An 18,359-nucleotide genomic window follows, 5' to 3' on the forward strand; every position below is an offset into this window, starting at 1 on the left:
TCCAGACCACCTACTCGGCGTCCTTCGACGAGGGCTTCGCCAACTCCAATACCGCCGCGAAGTCATCGACGGATGCCTCGCCGTAACCGGTCTGAATCTGACGACATCACGCCTTCAAGCTCGTTAACGGGCTTCACAGCCCGGAGGAATCACCGAAGCAAGCTTTCGGGTCTACAACGGCCCTGCCCTCGCTCACCTCGAGCGAGGCCACACATACTTCTGCCGCGGCTGGCACGCCCAAGAAAAAGGTCAAGGCCCCGAAGAAGGCGCTGCCGCAGGAAGAACGCGCAGGCGTCAGGCGCCACGCAAGAACAGCGACCGCACCGCGGAGCGGCTCTTCGGCGATCATGGCTCAGATGGCGGCCGAGCCGCCTTGCGGTTCCTATGAGCCGTGGAGATATGGCGTCTATGTCGCGTACGGGACCGTGGTCCACTCCGACAGGCGGGTCTGGAAGGCCATCCAGAACATTCCCGCCAGCCTCAATACGTTCCCGCCGCATCGTGAACCGACAGGATGGTCGCTGATCGGCCCCTGCCCCCCGCCTCCCGCGCCGACGCTCACCTCGATGGCGCCGGACAACGGCCTGCAGCTGATGACCACCACTCCCACGTTGAGCGCCACGGCTACGACCTGGTCGGGGGGCACGATCAGTTTCGAGTTCGAGGTGTGTGAGAACCCGTCGATGTCCGGGTGCCGCACGTACGACGACTGCTGTTGGACGTCGTCCGGCAGTTGGACCGTGCCGGAGGGCACGCTGGCCTGGGGACGCCAGTACTGGTGGCGCGTCAAGGTCACCGACGCCTCCACCATCGGCGGCCAGGGCGCGTACTCCGAGACACGGACCTTCATCATTGGCGTGCGCCAGCCCACGATCACCTCGCACCTTGCGACACCTGGTGTGAACGGGCAGGAGTTCCACCAGGCGTCGGGCAACTACACCACCACCGTCACCGACGTGCAGGTGCCGGTGGCGGGGCCACCGCTTTCCGTCGTCCGCTCCTACAACAGCATGGATCCACGCCGCGACGGTGCATTCGGCGCGGGCTGGTCCACCCGCTGGGATATGCGCCTGGTGGAGGAAAGCATTCGCGGGCTGGCGTCGGCGCTGGTGACGTACCCGGACGGGCGGCAGGTGCGCTTCGCCAAGAAGGACGACGGCAGCTACCAGCCTCCCCCCGGCATGTTCGCCACCCTCGGCAAGAACACCGACGGTACCTGGCGGCTGATGGACAAGTCCTCCACCTCCTACCTGTTCGACACCAACGGGCGACTGCTGAAGGTCACCGACCAGCGGGGCCGCAGCCAGAACCTCCAGTACGGGAGCGACGGCAAGCTGGCCAAGGTGACCGCGCCCGGCGGCCGGTCGCTCAGCTTCACCTGGGCCGGCGCGCACGTCGCGACGGTGAGCACAGATCCGGTCGATGGCAAGGCGCTGACGTGGAGCTACACCTACAACGGCGACGTGCTGGAAAAGGTGTGCGACCCAGCGCAGGGATGCACCATCTACGGTCACAATCCCGGGTCGCTGTATCGCAGTACCGTGCTGGACTCCGACCCGATGGGGTACTGGCGCTTCGGGGAGACCTCCGGATGGAGCGCCAAAGGCTTAGGCTGGCTCGGCGATGCGGACTACAACAGCGACTACACGCTGGGCCAGCCCGGCGCGCTCGCCGGAACGCCGGACACCGCCGTCGGTATCCCCGCCTCGACCACAGGCGCAATCCACCTGCCTCCAGGGATCATCCCGCGCGCCGGCGCCTGGGCCTCGATAGAGGCCTGGTTCAAAACGGCCGAGAGCGGAACCATCATGACCGTTCAAGGCAACTGGTCCGTCTATACCTTCCCCATGCTGCAGGTGACCGCCGATGGCAAGCTGGCGGCCGGTTACGATGCCGCGTCCCGCATCGTCACCACCAAGGTGGTCAAGGACAACGCGTGGCACCATGCCGTCCTGACCGCCGAAGGAGACCGGCAAACGCTGTACGTGGACGGGGCGGCCGTCGGGACCTTCAGCGGTGAGATCACTGACACTGATCCCAGTTACGCGGATTACCTGATGCTCGGCGGCGTGTCCGGGACCGTCGACGAGGTCGCCGTCTACGACCGTCCGCTGTCCCCGGCGGAGGTCGCCCGCCACTACGCGGCAAGGGCCGAGGCGCCGCATAAGCTCACGAAGATCACCCTGCCATCGGGGAGGGTCTGGGCCGGCAACACCTACGACGCCCTCACTGACCGCCTTAAGACCCACACCGACAGCAATGGCGGAACCTGGCAACTAGGCGAGCTCGTCTACGACACCACCACGGGCATGTCCAGTGTTACGGTCACCGATCCCGCCAACGGCACCTTGAAGTCCGTTCATGACGCATGGCGCGGCTACCGGATCGTCTCAAGCATTGATCAGCTCGGCAAGACGACCAGCTACAGCTACGACACCGGTGGCTACCTCAGCGAGATCACCGACCCGAACTACAGCACCGTTGAGGTGGCCAACGACAAGCGCGGCAATCCCATCGCTAAAACCACCTGCCGCGACGTGGACTCTTGCCAGACGGTCTACACCGAGTACTACCTGAACAGCGACGACCAGTTCGATCGGCGCAACGACCTCGTCGTGAAGATCCGCGACGCCCGCTCAGCCAGCGCCACCGACAACACCTACGCCACCACGTTCGAGTACAACTCCTACGGCGAGCAAACCAAGGAGACCACCCCGGCCACACTCGACTTCCCACAGGGCCGATCCTTAACGATCACGTACACCGACGGTAGCGAGCCCGCGGTCGGGGGCGGCAGCACGCCCGCGGGCCTCGTGAAGACCAGGACCGACGCCCGGGGCAATGTGTGGCAGCAGCGCTACACCGCGGCCGGTGATCTGGCCGAGCAGGTGGAGCCGGAAGGGCTGATCACCAGGTACGAGTATGACCCGCTGGGCCGTCCGATCTCCCGCACAGAGATCTCGAAGGCGTTCCCGGACGGGATCAAGACCAGCCTGGCCTACGACGCGCTGGGCCAGCTCGTCAAGCACACGGGCGCTCCGGTCAAGAACGAGATCACCGGCAAGACGCATACCGTCGAGACCCGCCACACCTATGACCCGGACGGCAACAAGCTGACCGACACCGTGGTGGACCTGACGGGCGGCGATCCGGAACGGACGATCACCTACACCTACGACGCGTTCGGCCGCATGGAGACGGTGACCGGGCCGGAGGGCGGCGTCGTCCGCAGCACCTGGGACAACACAGGAGCCCGTACGTCGGTAACCGATGAGCTGGGCTCGGTGTTCGGCTACACCTACACCCAGCGTGGCGAGCTGGCCACCCGAACGTTGAAGAACTGGACGGGCAGCCCGGTCGACCCCCAGCCGGCCCGGGAGATCGTGCTGCAGTCGTATTCCTATGACCCCGGCGGGCGACTGGCGGCCCAGGTCGACGCAATGGGCCGCAAGACGTCCTACACCTACTTCTCGGACAACCGCCTGTCGCAGGTGATCGCTGACGACGTCAAGCTGAACGGCGCCACCACGGTCAAGGACGTGGTGCTGGAGACGAGAACGTACAACGCCGCAGGCCACCTGACGGGCCTTACCACCCCCGCAGCGCAGACCACATTCTCCCTCGATGCGGCCGGCCGGCTGACCTCGTCCACGTTCGATCCTGCGAAACTGGCGCGCAAGGTCACCAATGCCTACGACGCCAACGACAACCTCGCCAAGCAGACACTGACAGCGGCGGGCACGACGCGGGCCGAGAGCGTGGAGTTCGCCTACAACAAGGAGAACCAGCTGGTCCGCCAGACCGTGGAGAACGGCGACACGGACCTGACCACCACGTGGACGGTGGACGAGCGCGGCCTGGTCACCGCGAGCGTGGACCCGCGAGGCAACGTCAGCGGCGCCCCGGCAGCCGACTTCACGACAAGCTACCGCTACGACGCGCATGGCCGGCTGGTCGAGGTCAAGTTGCCCACGGTCAAGGCCGAGCGTGGCGGGACTGCTGAGCAGGTACGTCCCAGCACCCGGTACGGCTATGACAGCGCGGGCCGGTCGACGCACGTCATCGATCCGGAGGGCCGTCAGAGCACGACCTCCTACGACAGGCTGGGGCGGGTGACCGCGGTGACCGGCGCCCCGTACACGCCGCCGGGGGGCACCCAGCTCGTCCCTCAGCAGTCGTACGCCTACGACGCGGCCGGTCAGCTCACGAAGATCACCGACGAGCGCGGTCACAGCAGCACCGCCGAGTACGACGCACTGGGCAACCAGGTACGGGTCACCGAACCAGCGGTCGACGGGCAGCCGGCCGGTCAATGGGTCACCGAGTACGACTTGGCGGGCGAGCCGCTGGCACAGGTGGACCCGACGGGTGCCCGGACGCAGGCCACCTACGACGATCTCGGCCGCCTGATCACCCGCACCCTGGTCGAACGCCGCCCCGCCGCAGCCGCGTACACGACCAGATTCACCTACACCGACGCCGGCTTCCCGGCCGCCAGGACGCCGCCCATCGGGAAGCCGGCCGCCTACACCACCAACGCGGCGGGCGAGGTCACCAAGGTCACCGACCCGCTCGGCTACGAGACCTCGTTCGCTTATGACGCCGCAGGCCGGACGGTCAAGACCACCACCCCGCTGGGATACGCCACCGTGTCCGAGTTCGACCTGGCCGGGCGGCTGACCGCGCACAAGAACCTTGATACCACCGGCGCCACGCTGCGCACCGTCGGCTACGGCTACGATGCGGCCTCCAACCTGGTGCGCACCACATCGGGCGAGGGTCATGTCACCACCCGGGCCTACGACGCCACCAACCTGCTGACCGAGCTGGTCGAGCCGGTGTCGGCCACCGAGTCGATCACCACGACGTTTGGCTATGACGCCACCGGAGCGCCGACCCGCAGCACCGACGGCCGCGGCAACACGGTATGGACCGCCTACAACTCCCTGGGACTGGTGGAGACGGTCACCGAGCCCTCCACCGCCGCCCACCCGGCCCCTGCGGACCGCACCTGGACCCAGTCCTACGACGCGGCCGGAAACATGACCACCGTGCAGCAGCCGGGCGGCATCCGCATCGACCGGCACTACGACGCACTGGGCCGCCTGACGAAGGAGACCGGCCAGGGCGCCCCGGTGGCCACCCCGGAACGCACCTACCGCTACGACGCCGCCGGCCGCCGGATCGGCATCGGCGACTACGGCCTCGAATACAACGACCGCGGCCTGCTCACTAAGGTCACCCGCGGCAGTACACAGATCGCGGCCTTCACCTACGACGCCCTCGGCAACCCGCTAACCCGCGCCGATACCTCCGGCAACGCCACCTTCACCTGGGACGACAACTCCCGCCTGGCCACCGCGGCCGACCCGGTGACCGGCCGGAGCTTCACCTACGGCTACGACGAGAACAACCGGCTGAGGTCGCTGAACTCCACCAGCCCTGTCAACAGCCAGGACTTCACCTACGACCCGCTCAGCCGGTTGGCCACCCACACCCTGAAGAGCAGCACCGGCACCCAGCTCGCCAAAATCACCTACGGCTGGGACAAAGACGACAACCTCATCTCCAAAACCACCGCCGGCACCGCCGGAGCGGGCAGCAACGCCTACGGCTACGACCACGCCGGCCGCCTGACCTCCTGGACCGCCCCCAACGGCAACGTCACCACCTACACCTGGGACGCCGCAGGCAACCGGACCAAAGCCGGCGACCACACCTTCACCTACGACGAACGCAACCGGCTGCTGACCGGAGCCGGAACCACCTACACCTACACCCCACGCGGCACACTGGCCACCGAAACCACCGGCACGACCACCCGCACCCTCGTCTTCGACGCCTTCGACCGGATGGTCAGCGACGGCGAGGCCAGCTACACCTACGACGCCCTCGGCCGGCTCGCCTCACGCAAGCAGGGCACCGACGAGACCCGCTTCACCTACTCCGGCCTGGCCAACGACATTGCCACGGTGACGGACCAGACCGGCACGATCAAGGCCAAGTACGGCCGCGACCCCTACGGCGGCCTCCTCAGCCTCCAAGAAGGCACCAGTCCCGCCCTGGGCGTCATGTCCGACCTGCACGACGACGTGGTCGCCACCTACTCGAGCACCGCGATCGTCGACTCGGTCGCCTACAACCCCTTCGGCGAGCCGATCACCCGCACCGGCACGCAACGCTCGCTCGGATACCAGGGCGAGTACACCGACCCGGACACCGGCAAGGTCAACATGCACGCGCGCTGGTACCTGCCGGGCACCGGCGGATTCGCCTCACGCGACGACTGGACACTGTCCCCCGACCCGTCCAACCGGCTCAACCGCTACCTATACGGCCAGGGCGACCCGCTCGTTCAAAAGGATCCGTCCGGCCATGACATGTATATCAAGATCGATTTCTCGCCGCCGGCTCCAGGATTCAGAGCAGGATGGTCCGACAGATACTGCGGTGCCGGGTGGAGCAGCGCGGCATGCAACGCGGCTCAACATTACGAGCAGCGTGGCAAGACCGAGCGGCAGTTCTACGACAGAGCTATCGCACCAGCTTTGGAAGACCACGCAGCAACCGAGAAAGAGTTTTTACAGAAATGGGGGGACGGGAACGGGACGGGTGGTACCGGCAAGGGCCCCAGGGGCGGAAAGACCGCCGGTACCGGTAAGACCGCCGGTACCGGTAAGACCGCCGGTACCGGTAAGACCGCCGGTACCGGAAAGACCGGTCCTATCGGTAAGGCTTGCAAGAAGGTCAGGTGCAAGAAGGACCGTGACGGATCCGACGACGACGATCGAGTCACTACCCGGGACCGTGACGGGTCCAACGACCCGCGGAGCTGCACCCGTAACTGCCCGCGGAAGAAGACCACTGAGACTAGGAGACCGACTCAGCCCAAGAAGATTGTCTCGGGCTCGGCCAAGGCTGGTGCCGGCTCCTCATTGCCCCGTCGGAAAACCAAGCAGGAACGCATCGACGAGCAATGCCGCACCGGCCCCTGCTCGGGCAGTTACGGCGGTCACAGAGGCGTCGACCTCGGTCCCAGTGCCACCATCGGTCCGGAGGGCTCCCGTATCGAATGGAAAAAGGACGTCGTCGAAGAAATCAGGGAGACGACGACCGAATCCCTCATCGACGACATCCTCGACGACGTCGCCCCTGACCTGCCGCCGGACGTCCCTCCCGGCATCGGCCCCGGCCGCTGTACACCTGGCGGCAACAGCTTCGTGCCCGGCACCCAGGTGTTGATGGCCGACGGCAGCCACAAAGCCATCGAGGACATCGAAGTCGGAGACCATGTCCTCGCCACAGACCCGATAACCGGTCACACAACCTCCAAGCCGGTCACCACCTTGATCACCGGCCACGGCACCAAGAACCTCGTCAAGATCACCGTGGACGTTGACGGCACACGCGGCACTGCGACCGACGACATCACAGCTACCGACAACCACCCCTTCTGGGTGCCCGCCCTGAAGGAGTGGGTCGACGCCGGGCAACTACAGCCGGGCATGTGGCTGCAAACCTCCGCGGGCACGTACGTCCAGATCACCGCAACAAGGGCCCGAACGGTCGTCCAGCGGGTCCACAACCTGACCGTCGACGACCTGCACACCTACCATGTGGTAGCAGGCGATCAAGCCGTCCTTGTCCATAACACAAGCCCTCGTGGTGACTGTGGGCCGATTGACGACGATGCAGGCGCGCGGGCGAGATGTGAACGGGATAACGCAGGCAACGCCCTTGGAAAGAAACACGCCACTTACTGCGGTGGTTACGATGCTGATGGTAATGCATATGCTGGATGCTCTGGAAATCCGACCGGATGTGCTGAGAACGATATTGAGCGCCAGGCAGGTAGGGGTCCTGGCGGTGTGAGATTTGAAGGAGCTTTCGGCTGGCGCCAAGGCGAATGGACCGAAATTCCAGTATGTAAGAGGTGCCAGGAGAGATATGATAGGGATCAATTTCCTCCAGGCATAACGTTTGATCCCGGAGGGAGGTGGAGTCGTGAGCGATAGTATGGTTAGAACGGAGCTGAGCCGTCACGACTGGGGAGCGCTTCGGGCGATGGGGGGCGAGGCTGACCGTGTACCAGAAAGCATTCTGGCTCTCGTCTCAAGCGAAACCGAGGACGAAGCCTGGGCTGCATATTGGGAGCTCGAGAACTATGTCGTGGTTCAAGGGCAACTGTTCGAGGCGTCGCAGCATATGGTCCCTGTCTTGCTTGCGGCCCTTGCGGGGGAAATTCCGCAGGCAGCTCGCAAGGCTCTTCTTGAACTGCTTTTGCAGTTGGTTTCTGGTGAGTCCGATGCGGAAGAGATGGAGAGAGGGAATTCGGATCTCGGATCCATCTGTCGGAAAAACGCCCGGGAAGGAATCTGGATAATTTACCGAGAGCTATGCTCGGGGTACTATGATCTTGCCAGGGATATTCTTGAAGTGATCGATCTAGACAGGGATAGGCTTGCTCATTTTATGAATGCCTATCCAAGCGGCAAGCGAAAGAAGCAGCGGGGGCGAATTAGCTAGGGGAAAATGAGAGGGGGCCCACGCCCCGCTCTTTGGATATGCAGCGTGGGGTTCCTTATTTAGCCCTCAGCTGATCACCATCGTCCGCGACCTGATCGTCGAGCACCGCACCGACACGCTGACCGGCACGCTCGCCCACGAGTTGGCCATCGAGACCTGCAGCAACCACAAGCGGAGCCTGCCGGACTGGCTGGCCGCCGCCCGCGGCGTGCAGCTGATCCGCGTGCTCGAAGCACAGTGAAGGTCCCCATGGCGCGGGCTCTCGGAGTCCGGCTAATCCAGTCCGGTCTCAACCCGGACCAGGAAGCCGACGTCGGCGGGCAACCACCCCGATTTTCGGTCCGAGGGCTCTTCCGTAGGGGGAGATGAGGGACTAATCCGATACGATCTTGTCGAGAATCGAACGTTTCTCGACAAGATCACCAAGGCGCCGCGAATCCCTTGATCGACGCCGCGCGAGTGTCCAAGAAACGTGTTGAAAAGTCGGAGTGTCCAAGAACTCCGAAGGGGCCGTTTCTCATACAATGGCGCGGTGACGATCACCCCGCCCGCCGCCGGCCTTGCCGTCGACGACCCTCTGGCCGCCGAACCCGCCAACGCCAGCGGTGCCCTCATCGGTTACGCCCGAGTCAGCACGGCCGGGCAACTTCTGGACCGTCAGATCACCGCGCTTGAGGCGGCCGGTTGCATGCGGATCTTCTCCGACAAGAAGTCCGGCAAGAACGCCGAACGTGAAGAACTGGCCAAGGCGCTGGACTACCTCCGTGAAGGCGACACCCTCGTGGTGCCCTCCGTCGGGCCGCAGGGCGGCAGGGACCGTTTGACGGCTACGTTGACGGCTACAGCGGTCATGATCGTTTTTCGGACGGCTACGTTTTGGGGTGGTCGTTAAAGCGGTCCGCTACGCGGCCCGCCGCGCGTCGGGTGGTCGCTGGCCGCGCTGCGGCTCTTCGGCCGGTCGCGGCCGCGCCGCCCAAGCGCGCACTGCTGGACAGGCGCTCCTGCAAAGAACCGCCCCGCCAACGGCAGCGGTAAGACCACGAGGGCGATGCGTCAGGTACGCGGGAGAAGCTGCTGATAACCCAGGGGCTCCGTCCCTGTACCCTTGCCCTCCTCGGAGAGGAGAGGACATGGCCGGCGTGGAAGGGCGGCCACCACAAGGGAAGCCAGACCAGCCACCCGGGGTCAGACTGTCGTGTGCAGGCAGGGCAAGTAGTCGAGGCGGAAGGTCACCAGGAGTATGTACACGCGAACGACGGCTTGACCCCCGGGAGTCCGGCCCGGCATGGCGAAGCCTGCTCGACGAGGAGATGACCAGCCAGGCCGAGGACTGCGGGTGGAAGGCGAAAACCGGGCGCTGCAAGAGCGTCGGATGCCCGATAAGACCGCGCCCGATAAAACAGCGCCAGCGGAATGACGACCACATGCTTGAGCTCCCCGAGTTGATCGGAAGCTCCCAAGACTGGAAGGCTGGGAGCCAGGCCCGCCCAGGGGACGTACCCCTAAGAGTTGCATGATGGGGCCGCAAAAGATGGTTCGAGTTATGCGGCGTGGGTGTCGGTGCCGCGCAGGATGTACACGTCATCGCCGAACACGGCGAGATCTGGAGATGCCCGCCGAGGGCCTGTACGTAGCGGGCGATGGCCTCCACGGTGGACACCTCACCGCGTTCGATCTGCGAGACCTGGCTCTTGGTCACTCCCCATCAGGTCAGCGACCTCGGTCTCTGACAGGCCCAGGCTCTTGGCGCCGTTCGGCCAGCCGGTAGCCGTCGATGTAGGCCTGATTGCCCCGCCGGGCCTCAGCCACGGCCTCCTCGCCGCCGGAGGTGGCCATGTCGGCGCGGACGTCGCTCCACTTGGGAAAATTCGTCATCGGTCCTTCTCCTCCGCCTCGCGTTCGGTCATGTACTCCGCATACAGCTCTTCGGCGCAGGGGATGGCCTGCCGATACCAGCCGGACCAGTCACCGGACTTATCCCCGCCGACCAGCAAGATGGTCGGCCGCCACGGATCGAACACAAGCGCGATCCGAATCTCGGAGCGACCCGCCGGCTGGGACGCAGTTCCTTCAAGTTGTGAACCTGGGAGCCCTCCAACTTGTCGCCCAGCGGGCGGTACAGGTTCGGATCCACGATCTTGTTGGTGACGCGGATCTCCCACTCCTCCACATCCAGAAGTGTAGAAACTCCTTTACCCATGGCAGAAAACAGCACCCGCATACGATGCCTATCGTTGCGGTTCTCACCTGCGAGAACGACGATCGGCTTCCGCGTCGCCTTGACACGGGAACCTGCGTCTTGGCCCTGAAGTTGTAGCCTTCTTCGGGTTCGGCTCGGTTGTTCAGTTTCCGCGCCAAGCTGTGAGCAGCTTTTCCGGTCCGTATGCTGCCTGGAGCCCGGAGCAGTTGACGCCGCTGCGGGAGACCGCGACCAGCGGTACGGGATCATCGGTGATCGACGCCCGGTGCTTGTGCAGTGCGGCCAGGTCGTGGCTGTCGAATGCCGAGTTCTCCAGCCACTTGATCGATCCGAGGAAGAGCAGTCGCTTGGCCACCGGCTGGCGGTCGGCACCGACCAGGTCGATCTCGATGTCGTTGCTGCGGGTCCAGTAGCCGCCGATGGCTGGGGCGGCAGGGAGCCCGCCGTCGGGGAGGAGTCGGCCGAGGGATTCGCGGACGAGCGGCTCGACGGCCCGGCCTCGCCAACTCGTCCACTTCTCTTTGATCCGGCTCAGGGTCAGGTCGCCCCGCATTCGTTCGATCTCCGCCATGTGCGGGTCGAGGAAAGCCAGCCAGAAGCGCAGATACGGGTCGACCACCCGGTAGCGACGTTCTTTGGAGGGCCGCAGGGAAATTGGTAGTTCGGCGGCGACCACGCGTTTGTCGGCCAGGACGTCGGTTGCCCGGGTGAGGGTGGTATGTGCGATGCCGCCCGCGGCCCGAGCAATGTTGGTGAATGTGCGCTCTCCGCTCCCGATAGCCCGCAGTACTTCCCTGCTCATCGCCTGGGGCGGGAACTCGGCGGCCAGCGACCGCTCGGCCGATACCAGGAGCGCGGAGATGGGGTTGTCGAGCGAGTCGCGAAGGAACTCCCATAGTGAGGCATTCGGTCGCCACTCGGCGCAGATCAGCGGCAGTCCGCCTGTCACCAGGGCGGCATCGAATGCGGCAGCAGGCTCCAGGCTGAGCATGTCGCTGATGTCAGCGGGATTCAGCGGACCAAGGACCATCTCCGTCCCTCGCTGGTGGAAGGGCCGGTCGTAGCTGTTCAGGGCCTCCATCATCGATAGATCGGAACCGACCAGCAGCAGAAGCACCGGCTTGCGGCTGAGCAGGCGGTCCCATGCCCGCTGCAGCATGCCCTCGAAGGCGTCGACCCTTTCCATGAGGTACGGGATTTCGTCGATCACGACAACACTTGGAGCGTCATCGGGCAGGATTTCCGCCAGCAGCCTGAAGGCTGCGTTCCAATGCCCTGGCTTCTCCTCGGCGAAGAGGGACCGCTCCGGCAAAGTGGAGGATGCGACGGCGTCGAGAAGCTCCGCCAACTCGTCCGCAGCAGATCCGCTTGCTGCGGTGAAGAAGAGATAGGGGACCTCGGCCCTGCTGAGGAACTCCTCGACAAGGCTTGACTTGCCAACCCGTCGTCGGCCGCGCAGCAGGATGCACTGGCCAGGCTTCTGAGAGCCGACCCCCTCACGAATCTTCTCGAACGCCGCGCCCAATACGCGCAGCTCCCGTTCTCGCCCGATGAACCGACGCACCGCGCCCTCCAGCCTCTCGCTCGGAATAGTATCCAAGGAGATAGTATCATGCGCGATACTATCTTGGCCTGCTCAAGCGCCTCGCGAGCGCCGGGGAGAGATGTTCAGCACCAAACTCAGCGGCGCCGTGGGACACCGCGCCGCCGTGGGACACCGCGCCCTGGGACGCCGACCCCGACTGGGACTTCTACTCGGCCGCCGACGACAGCCCCGAAGACCTCTACGCGCTCTGGGACGCCACCGTCGAACGGTCCCGGGCGAAGCTCGACGCGGCCCTGGCCGCCGGCGGATTCGACCACCTCGTCCACCTCGCCTACCCCGACGGGCGCCGTTTCAGCCTGCGCCGGCTGGTCTGCGACCTGATCGAGGAGTACGGGCGGCACACCGGCCATGCCGACCTGCTCCGCGAGGCAGTGGACGGGCTGGTTGGGGAGGACCCTGCGGCTGGATGGCACGTGAAGTCCAACCGGCCACGCCTGCGCGGTTGACCGGTATACCCGGCAGGCGCGATCCGCCAAGTGTCATCGCGGCACTCGAGGGGTCGTCATGGCCCCGTCCTGCATCAGGGACTTCCTGATCTGCCGCGTGATCCGCTGACCAGACGTCCGGATGCCTACAGGATGCCCGGTGGCTCCTCGAAATCCGGATGGCATGACGTGAGGAAGGCGAAGGCAGCGGTGGCGTCCTTGGTCCGATAGAAATCAACCATCATGGCGTTGAACTCGGCCCGCCGCGCCGCCGGGACACTGATGGCGTCGATTCCATGCGTCATCAGGTGCCCGTTCATCATGGTCCGGCCGGTCCGCTTGTTGCCGTCGAAATAGAACTGCTGCAGAGCGGCGAACAGGAAATACGCCATGGCTTGCTCGAAGGGAGACTCTATCTCTGCCAGGATTGCCTTCACCCCTTGAGAGAAGATGCGACGCAGGTTTTCGCCGCCTGGCTCCGTTGGTGGAGGCATGTAGCGGCCATATTCTCCCAAATTGACGCCAGGCGTGAGGGTGAGCGGGCCTTCTCCCCGGAAATGACCCACCTCGAGTGCCTCGCCCTGAGCGATGATCTGCTGGAATCTATCCGAAGTCGGTTTGTCCAGCCTGAACTCCCCTGACTTCACCACTCTGGCGAGTTCTCTTGCGGACTCGGCAAGATTGATCACTTGGCGCTCATCGCTGAGTTTCCGCCCACCCACTGTGATGCCGTCCATGAGGGTCTGCACTTCAGGGTAAGTGAATGGGTTGCCTTCCAGGACCGCAGCATCCCATACGAAACCCGGAAGGGCATGCTGATATCGCCAGACAGCGCGCTCAATCGTGTGCATTCCAACGTCTTGTCTTATGGAGGCTCGGTCCCAGCGGAATCCCAAGGCCTCTGCCAGCTTGCCTACCATCGCTACTCCCAGAGTCGACGCGGGATCGGATGGCCTGTTCGCGCCCTACCGGAGGCGCCCAGCCTCTCACGCTCCCTCGGTGATTAAGGATAGGCCGTATCCCTTCACGATCACGGCCTTGTTGTAAGGAGATCCGCGGCCCGGTACGAGAGGAACGGCCTGGGCGGCGGGATCGTGGTTCACGCCCACTTCCTTGCCTCGACGGCCTCCGCCGCGCTGAACGCTAGGTCGTCGTCCCGCGTCACGTGGAAGCGCAGGGATCGACGAGCTGCCCCGAGACTCGCGCCGAGATTGAGAAGGGACGCCGGCGTTCTGAGCGCCACCCTCCGCATACCCGGTGCGCTGGGCGGAAGGTGACCACCCGATGGTCTGCATCGCCTTCTACTCCACCCGCGACGCGTGCGCCGTACTAGAGAAGATCGCTGGAGCCACCGGACTTCTGTACGCCATCAACGACCAGCTGGATCTCGTCGGAGCAGAGCGGCCCTTCAGAGAAAATGTAGAGAACACGATGGAGAAATTGTGGAGTAGAGCTTCCGCGAGTCCGATGGTATGGGAGTTGAGCCGCTCCGACCAGGACGTTCACGTCGAAGACCACGGGCACGGGGTCGACGATGGCTACCCCTTAATATCCGGCGAGTGATCTCCGGGATGTCCTCTAGGGGCATGCCCCGCTCGCCCAGCTTGCCGTGGGCGTAGGCCTGCAGCTCCCGAAGCTCCTCTGCCAGCTTCACGGATTTCATGACCCCGATCGTCGCCTGGAGGTAGGCGGAGCGATTGCCCTGGCTGAAGTAATCGACCAGTTCCTCGAGGTCGGTCAGATCCTCATCGCTTACCGCGAACTCGATTGTCTTGGTCGCCATGATTCACCATCTCCACTTCCCAGGAATAGCACGATAGATGCGATCTTCCGCATTCATGGATCGGACTGGTACCTCCCGCGCTGGTGCAAATCTGACCGGGTTGGGGCCGCGCAGGCGTACCTCTGCCGGCGGGGCGCCTGCACTCACCGGGGCTGCTCGACGGTCGGTCCGAACCGTCCCCAGTGTGGGGGCTGACACAGCCCTACTCACTGTCCTCTGATGAGGATCTTCAGTGATGGCGGGTTGGTGAGGATCGGGTCGGTGTATTCGTTGGTAGAGCGTTATGTTCCTGGCAAATGGGAGATTCCCTTTAATGTCTGGCAATCGATTGCGGGAAGCGTGTCCGGGGCACTTCTATGGAGATCGTGGTCGTTAACCGTGACGTGGTCAGCGATGCCCTGGCGAGTTATTTCGCCGCCGCCCCCAACCGACGCTTCGATGTGCTCCCTCTGCTCTCGGCTCTTTGTCACGATGATGATGTCGTCTCGCGCAAAACCTTTCCGCTGCACGTCACCTGTAGTGCGGCTGCGGTGGATGCCGTCGGTGACGTGTTGATGGTGCGTCATCGGTCGCTGGAGCGATGGCGCCTGCCGGGTGGTCATATCGAGCCGCAGGATCCGAGCATGTACGATGCGGCTCTGCGTGGGCTGGAGCAGGCGACCGGCATTTGCTGGCATCGCACCGCGTCCGCGGAGCCGCATGACGTTGTGCCGGTGGATGTTCGTATTCAGCCGGTTCCTGCCGATGAGGCCGGGAACGAGCCGGCGCACGTGCATGCGGACTTCCGGTACGCCTTCTGGGCCGGTGAATTTCAGATGTTCGATTCGGCCAAGAAAGGCGCTGCTTTCGCCTGGCGGCCACCGCTCGACTTGCCGAACCCTCGCTTCATGTTCTCGGCGTATGGGATCTGGGCAAACGGATCGATCCCATACTGAATCGGGGATCGTCTGCCGCGGGCTCCTCCAGGAACCGTCGAGCAGTCTGCGCGTACAACATCTCCACCGTCCGGAGGCTCAGGAGTTCGTGGTGGCCGTCCGGACTCTTGTCGAAGACGTTGTGGACGCCGTGGTCGAGGTGAGTCTGTCGGCGCAGCTGATCGCCCACACTTCCGGCCTGGCACGTACAAGCCGGAGTCATGGCGATCGCGCTGGACGCGTTGGAAGCTATCCCTGATTCCCACGTGTACGTAGGGTGATCTCCCAGTCGTGGAAGCAGCGGCGAAGCTCTTGCACATCTTCGTTGCTCAAGCCGTGGTTTCTTAGGGATTGATCATCGATGCGTCCGAGAGGGAGAGGGCAACCGCGAACATCCCCGCATCGAACCCCGGGTCTGCCGCTGCGGCCAAGGCCATCACCTGGGTGGCGCTGTAACGTCCGCTACGGAGGATAGCGAACACGTCGACGAAGTCTCGGACTTCGGCTCTGCCGTAGAGTGCAGCGATCTTGTTGCCCACCGCGTCGTCAGGGTGGAGCACCGGGCCGATTTCAAGCCGCACTGGTGGATGGGCCCGCCAATCAACGCCCATCTCGACCCTGACCGATCGATGCTCGGCGTCCGTGACGACCAATCTCGCGAACCCGGGTTCTGCAATTGGATCTCCGCCTTCAAGCCGGCATCACGATAGGCCGATTCGGCGGCGAGTACAGCCTTCTCGAACTCCCCGCCTGCAGTTGTGAAGAGATCGACGTCTTCGGACTGACGGGTGAGAAATCCATGGGCTTGTACGGCGTAGCCGCCGGCGAGCGCGAAACCGAACCGAGCTGTCGCCGCGAGGCCGATCTGTGCGACAAGTTCGTGCAGAGGCTCCATAGGAAGCTATGCCGCCCGTCGTAGCTCTGGAAAGATCGTTTCCCATGCTTGTCTCGCGTTGACCGGCAGATAGAGGCGAGGCCAGATCCGGACCAGCGTTTCTTGATTCAAGTATGTTCGTAGGTCGTCGAGATGAGAGGCTTCGCGGATCACGCGTTCGTACATCAGTACCACGTGGCTCTGGTTCGACAAGTCGTAAATGTGCTGCTCTGACCAGTCCAACCTGGTGGGCAATTCCACGACACCGGCGGCCGGACCCGTCAGTTCGCCTAGATCAGCGGGTACGAGGTAGACACGGTGGCTGGCGTAGCGGGGCCGGGAATCCATGCTTCTAGTGTGCCCTCTCATGACAGGGCATCGCACTACGGGCGAGAAGACGCGGCAGCGGAAAGACCGGTGAAGCTATGGGGCCGGGTGGGCAGGAGGTTTCCTGCCGGCGACTCGTTGGCTAAGCAGCGCTGGATCGGGACGGCTATGAATGAGGAGCGCGAGGGGCGGCCCCGTTAGGGAGTCCGAGCGAAGCGAGGTCTGGTCAGGGTGGGCTCCCGCCAGTCAGCCCGGTAACCAGGCAACGGGTGGGCTGGCGAGCGGAGCGAGCGTGGGTTTTCCGGGGTTCGAAAGGGGCTTGCCCCTTGGGAGGCGCTGCCTGGAGCTCAAAGGCGCGTAGCGCCCCCCATCGCGGAAGGCCTTGCCCTTCCAAGCGGCGCGAAGGCGAGGGCCTCCTTGCAGGTGAGGCCCTCGCCTGATCGCGCGACGGGGTTACTTGTACAGTTCGCCTCGCGGGCCGACGATCTTGCCGGACCACACGTTCTTCGCCGCGTTGTACACCGCCGCCGTCTCACCGTCGAAGTACGGGGACGTGATGTAGTCCACGCGGTCGTTCCCGTCCTGGTCCGCGAACGTGCTGGTCACGCCGTTCACGTACCCCAGCCGCTTCCCGTTGCTGTAGTTCATCAGCCACGGGCCGCCGTCGTACCCAGGGGTGACGGCGCACTTGAGGCCGATGTGCTCCTCGATCTTGAGCCAGGGGGCGCCCACGGCCTTGGCGGTGGTCTTGCCGTAGCAGTGCTTCGGGGTCACGCCGCTGTACGGCTTGTCGCCGTCGGGGTGCGGGGCCGCCGGGTAGCCGAAGGCGCGGACCGGCTTGCCGGTGGGCTGGTTCCAGGCGAAGCCCTGGCCGCCCACATTGTCGCCGAGGCGGCCGGCGTCCTTCGACAGCAGGATGTAGTAGTGGCCGCCCCAGCGGCGCTTCGGGCCGGTGAAGCGCTGGTAGTCGCGCTTGTCCACCTGCTTGACGCCGTCGAAGAGGATGCCGTTGTAGACGGTGACGAACGCGTAGTCGCGGTCGTAGTCCTCGTAGACGTCGAAGTCGTAGTGGGTGAAGGCCTGCTTGCCCACGTAGATGCCCCACGGGGCCTTGCCCTGGTAGTAGCCGGGCACGAAAACCCAGTTGTCCATGAGCGCCTTGTTGCTGTCCGTGTCGTAGACGCAGTGGCCGGCGGTGGAGACCAGGTTGCGGTAGTTCGACTGGACGGAGGTGGCGGAGCACCAGCGGAACTTGCCGCTGCCGTCGACGAAGAAGACCTTGCCGATGGTCTTGGGGAGGTTGACGTTCTGGGCTCGGCCGGTGGACTTCGACTCGCCGGTCGGGGCGGTGGTGCCGGGCCGGCCGTCGGGGGAGTATCCGCCCTTGGAGACGACCTTTCGCACTTCGTTCGCGTCCCAGGTGTACTGCGTTGCCGCGCGCAGGGCGGCGCCGTTCGACGCCAGCCAGAACGAGGCGACCGAGGCGGCCTCGGCGGTGTTGCGCGCCATGGGGTCGCGGGCGACGTCCGGCTCGGCCTGCGCGACGCCGGCGAGGCCGGACGCGAGCAGGCCGGTGACCAGCACGGCACCACCGGCGGGAAGAAGGATTCGCTTCAAGGTAACTCCAGGTTGCGCTGACATGAGGCGCCTCGTGCACCTCCAGATCTCAGCAAACGGTCAGCCCGGAATTTACAGGTCTGACAC

General features: G+C 64.6%; 14 protein-coding genes and 1 pseudogene. 6 read left to right on the forward strand and 9 right to left on the reverse strand.

The window, feature by feature from the left end:
• Positions 1-406: 406 nt before the first annotated feature.
• Entirely contained in the window at positions 407-877 is a 471-nt protein-coding gene (locus ID574_RS60065; RefSeq protein WP_223167135.1) for a hypothetical protein, read from the reverse strand.
• A 22-nt stretch (positions 878-899) separates the two neighbouring features.
• Between ID574_RS60065 and ID574_RS62860 the strand changes: the two are divergent.
• The 4 genes and pseudogenes from ID574_RS62860 to ID574_RS62400 form a co-directional block, all read left to right on the forward strand.
• Positions 900-1,130: pseudogene (locus ID574_RS62860) on the forward strand (DUF6531 domain-containing protein); the annotation flags it as partial.
• Positions 1,131-1,343: 213 nt separating this feature from the next.
• On the forward strand, positions 1,344-8,015 hold the full coding sequence (locus ID574_RS61715; protein WP_442939328.1) for a polymorphic toxin-type HINT domain-containing protein: 6,672 nt from the start codon (positions 1,344-1,346) through the stop codon (positions 8,013-8,015).
• Positions 8,005-8,526: a hypothetical protein gene (locus ID574_RS25250; RefSeq protein WP_188191460.1), complete on the forward strand. Its 522-nt coding sequence runs from the start codon at positions 8,005-8,007 to the stop codon at positions 8,524-8,526. The genes ID574_RS61715 and ID574_RS25250 overlap by 11 nt, the downstream gene beginning before the upstream one ends.
• A 532-nt stretch (positions 8,527-9,058) precedes the next feature.
• Entirely contained in the window at positions 9,059-9,418 is a 360-nt protein-coding gene (locus ID574_RS62400) for a recombinase family protein (protein ID WP_336245541.1), read from the forward strand.
• A gap of 818 nt (positions 9,419-10,236) precedes the next feature.
• Here ID574_RS62400 and ID574_RS60080 read toward each other — a convergent pair.
• The 3 genes from ID574_RS60080 to ID574_RS25270 all read right to left on the reverse strand — a co-directional run bounded on the left by ID574_RS60080 (position 10,237) and on the right by ID574_RS25270 (position 12,290).
• Positions 10,237-10,401, reverse strand: a complete 165-nt coding sequence (locus ID574_RS60080; protein WP_223167051.1) for a hypothetical protein — start codon at positions 10,399-10,401, stop codon at positions 10,237-10,239.
• Entirely contained in the window at positions 10,398-10,547 is a 150-nt protein-coding gene (locus tag ID574_RS61720) for a hypothetical protein (protein WP_262496043.1), read from the reverse strand. Before ID574_RS61720 ends, ID574_RS60080 begins: the two co-directional genes overlap by 4 nt.
• A gap of 321 nt (positions 10,548-10,868) precedes the next feature.
• Positions 10,869-12,290, reverse strand: coding sequence for an ATP-binding protein (locus tag ID574_RS25270; RefSeq protein WP_188191461.1), 1,422 nt, complete (start codon positions 12,288-12,290; stop codon positions 10,869-10,871).
• 68 nt (positions 12,291-12,358) lie between these two features.
• On the opposite strand from ID574_RS25270, the gene ID574_RS25275 reads away from it, so the two are divergent.
• Entirely contained in the window at positions 12,359-12,778 is a 420-nt protein-coding gene (locus tag ID574_RS25275; protein WP_188191906.1) for a mycothiol transferase, read from the forward strand.
• 125 nt (positions 12,779-12,903) lie between these two features.
• On the opposite strand, the gene ID574_RS25280 is transcribed toward ID574_RS25275, so the two are convergent.
• Together ID574_RS25280 and ID574_RS25285 are read right to left on the reverse strand one after the other, a co-directional pair.
• Complete coding sequence (locus ID574_RS25280; protein WP_223167053.1) at positions 12,904-13,608, reverse strand: Fic family protein; 705 nt, start codon at positions 13,606-13,608, stop codon at positions 12,904-12,906.
• Between the two features lie 557 nt (positions 13,609-14,165).
• The gene (locus tag ID574_RS25285) at positions 14,166-14,540 is read right to left on the reverse strand and encodes a hypothetical protein (RefSeq protein WP_188191463.1); all 375 of its coding nucleotides are present in this window, start codon (positions 14,538-14,540) and stop codon (positions 14,166-14,168) included.
• A gap of 356 nt (positions 14,541-14,896) precedes the next feature.
• Between ID574_RS25285 and ID574_RS25290 the strand changes: the two genes are divergently transcribed.
• On the forward strand, positions 14,897-15,475 hold the full coding sequence (locus ID574_RS25290; RefSeq protein WP_188191464.1) for an NUDIX domain-containing protein: 579 nt from the start codon (positions 14,897-14,899) through the stop codon (positions 15,473-15,475).
• A 323-nt stretch (positions 15,476-15,798) separates the two neighbouring features.
• On the opposite strand, the gene ID574_RS25295 is transcribed toward ID574_RS25290, so the two are convergent.
• The 3 genes from ID574_RS25295 to ID574_RS25305 all read right to left on the reverse strand — a co-directional run bounded on the left by ID574_RS25295 (position 15,799) and on the right by ID574_RS25305 (position 18,272).
• Entirely contained in the window at positions 15,799-16,107 is a 309-nt protein-coding gene (locus ID574_RS25295; RefSeq protein ID WP_188191465.1) for a nucleotidyl transferase AbiEii/AbiGii toxin family protein, read from the reverse strand.
• A gap of 248 nt (positions 16,108-16,355) precedes the next feature.
• Positions 16,356-16,676 carry a hypothetical protein gene (locus ID574_RS25300; RefSeq protein WP_188191466.1) on the reverse strand — a complete coding sequence of 107 codons (321 nt, stop codon included), beginning with the start codon at positions 16,674-16,676 and terminating at the stop codon, positions 16,356-16,358.
• Between the two features lie 432 nt (positions 16,677-17,108).
• The gene (locus tag ID574_RS25305; RefSeq protein WP_188191467.1) at positions 17,109-18,272 is read right to left on the reverse strand and encodes a trypsin-like serine peptidase; all 1,164 of its coding nucleotides are present in this window, start codon (positions 18,270-18,272) and stop codon (positions 17,109-17,111) included.
• Positions 18,273-18,359 lie beyond the last annotated feature (87 nt).

This window comes from Nonomuraea sp. SYSU D8015 (genome assembly GCF_008065375.1).
GTDB lineage: Bacteria > Actinomycetota > Actinomycetes > Streptosporangiales > Streptosporangiaceae > Nonomuraea.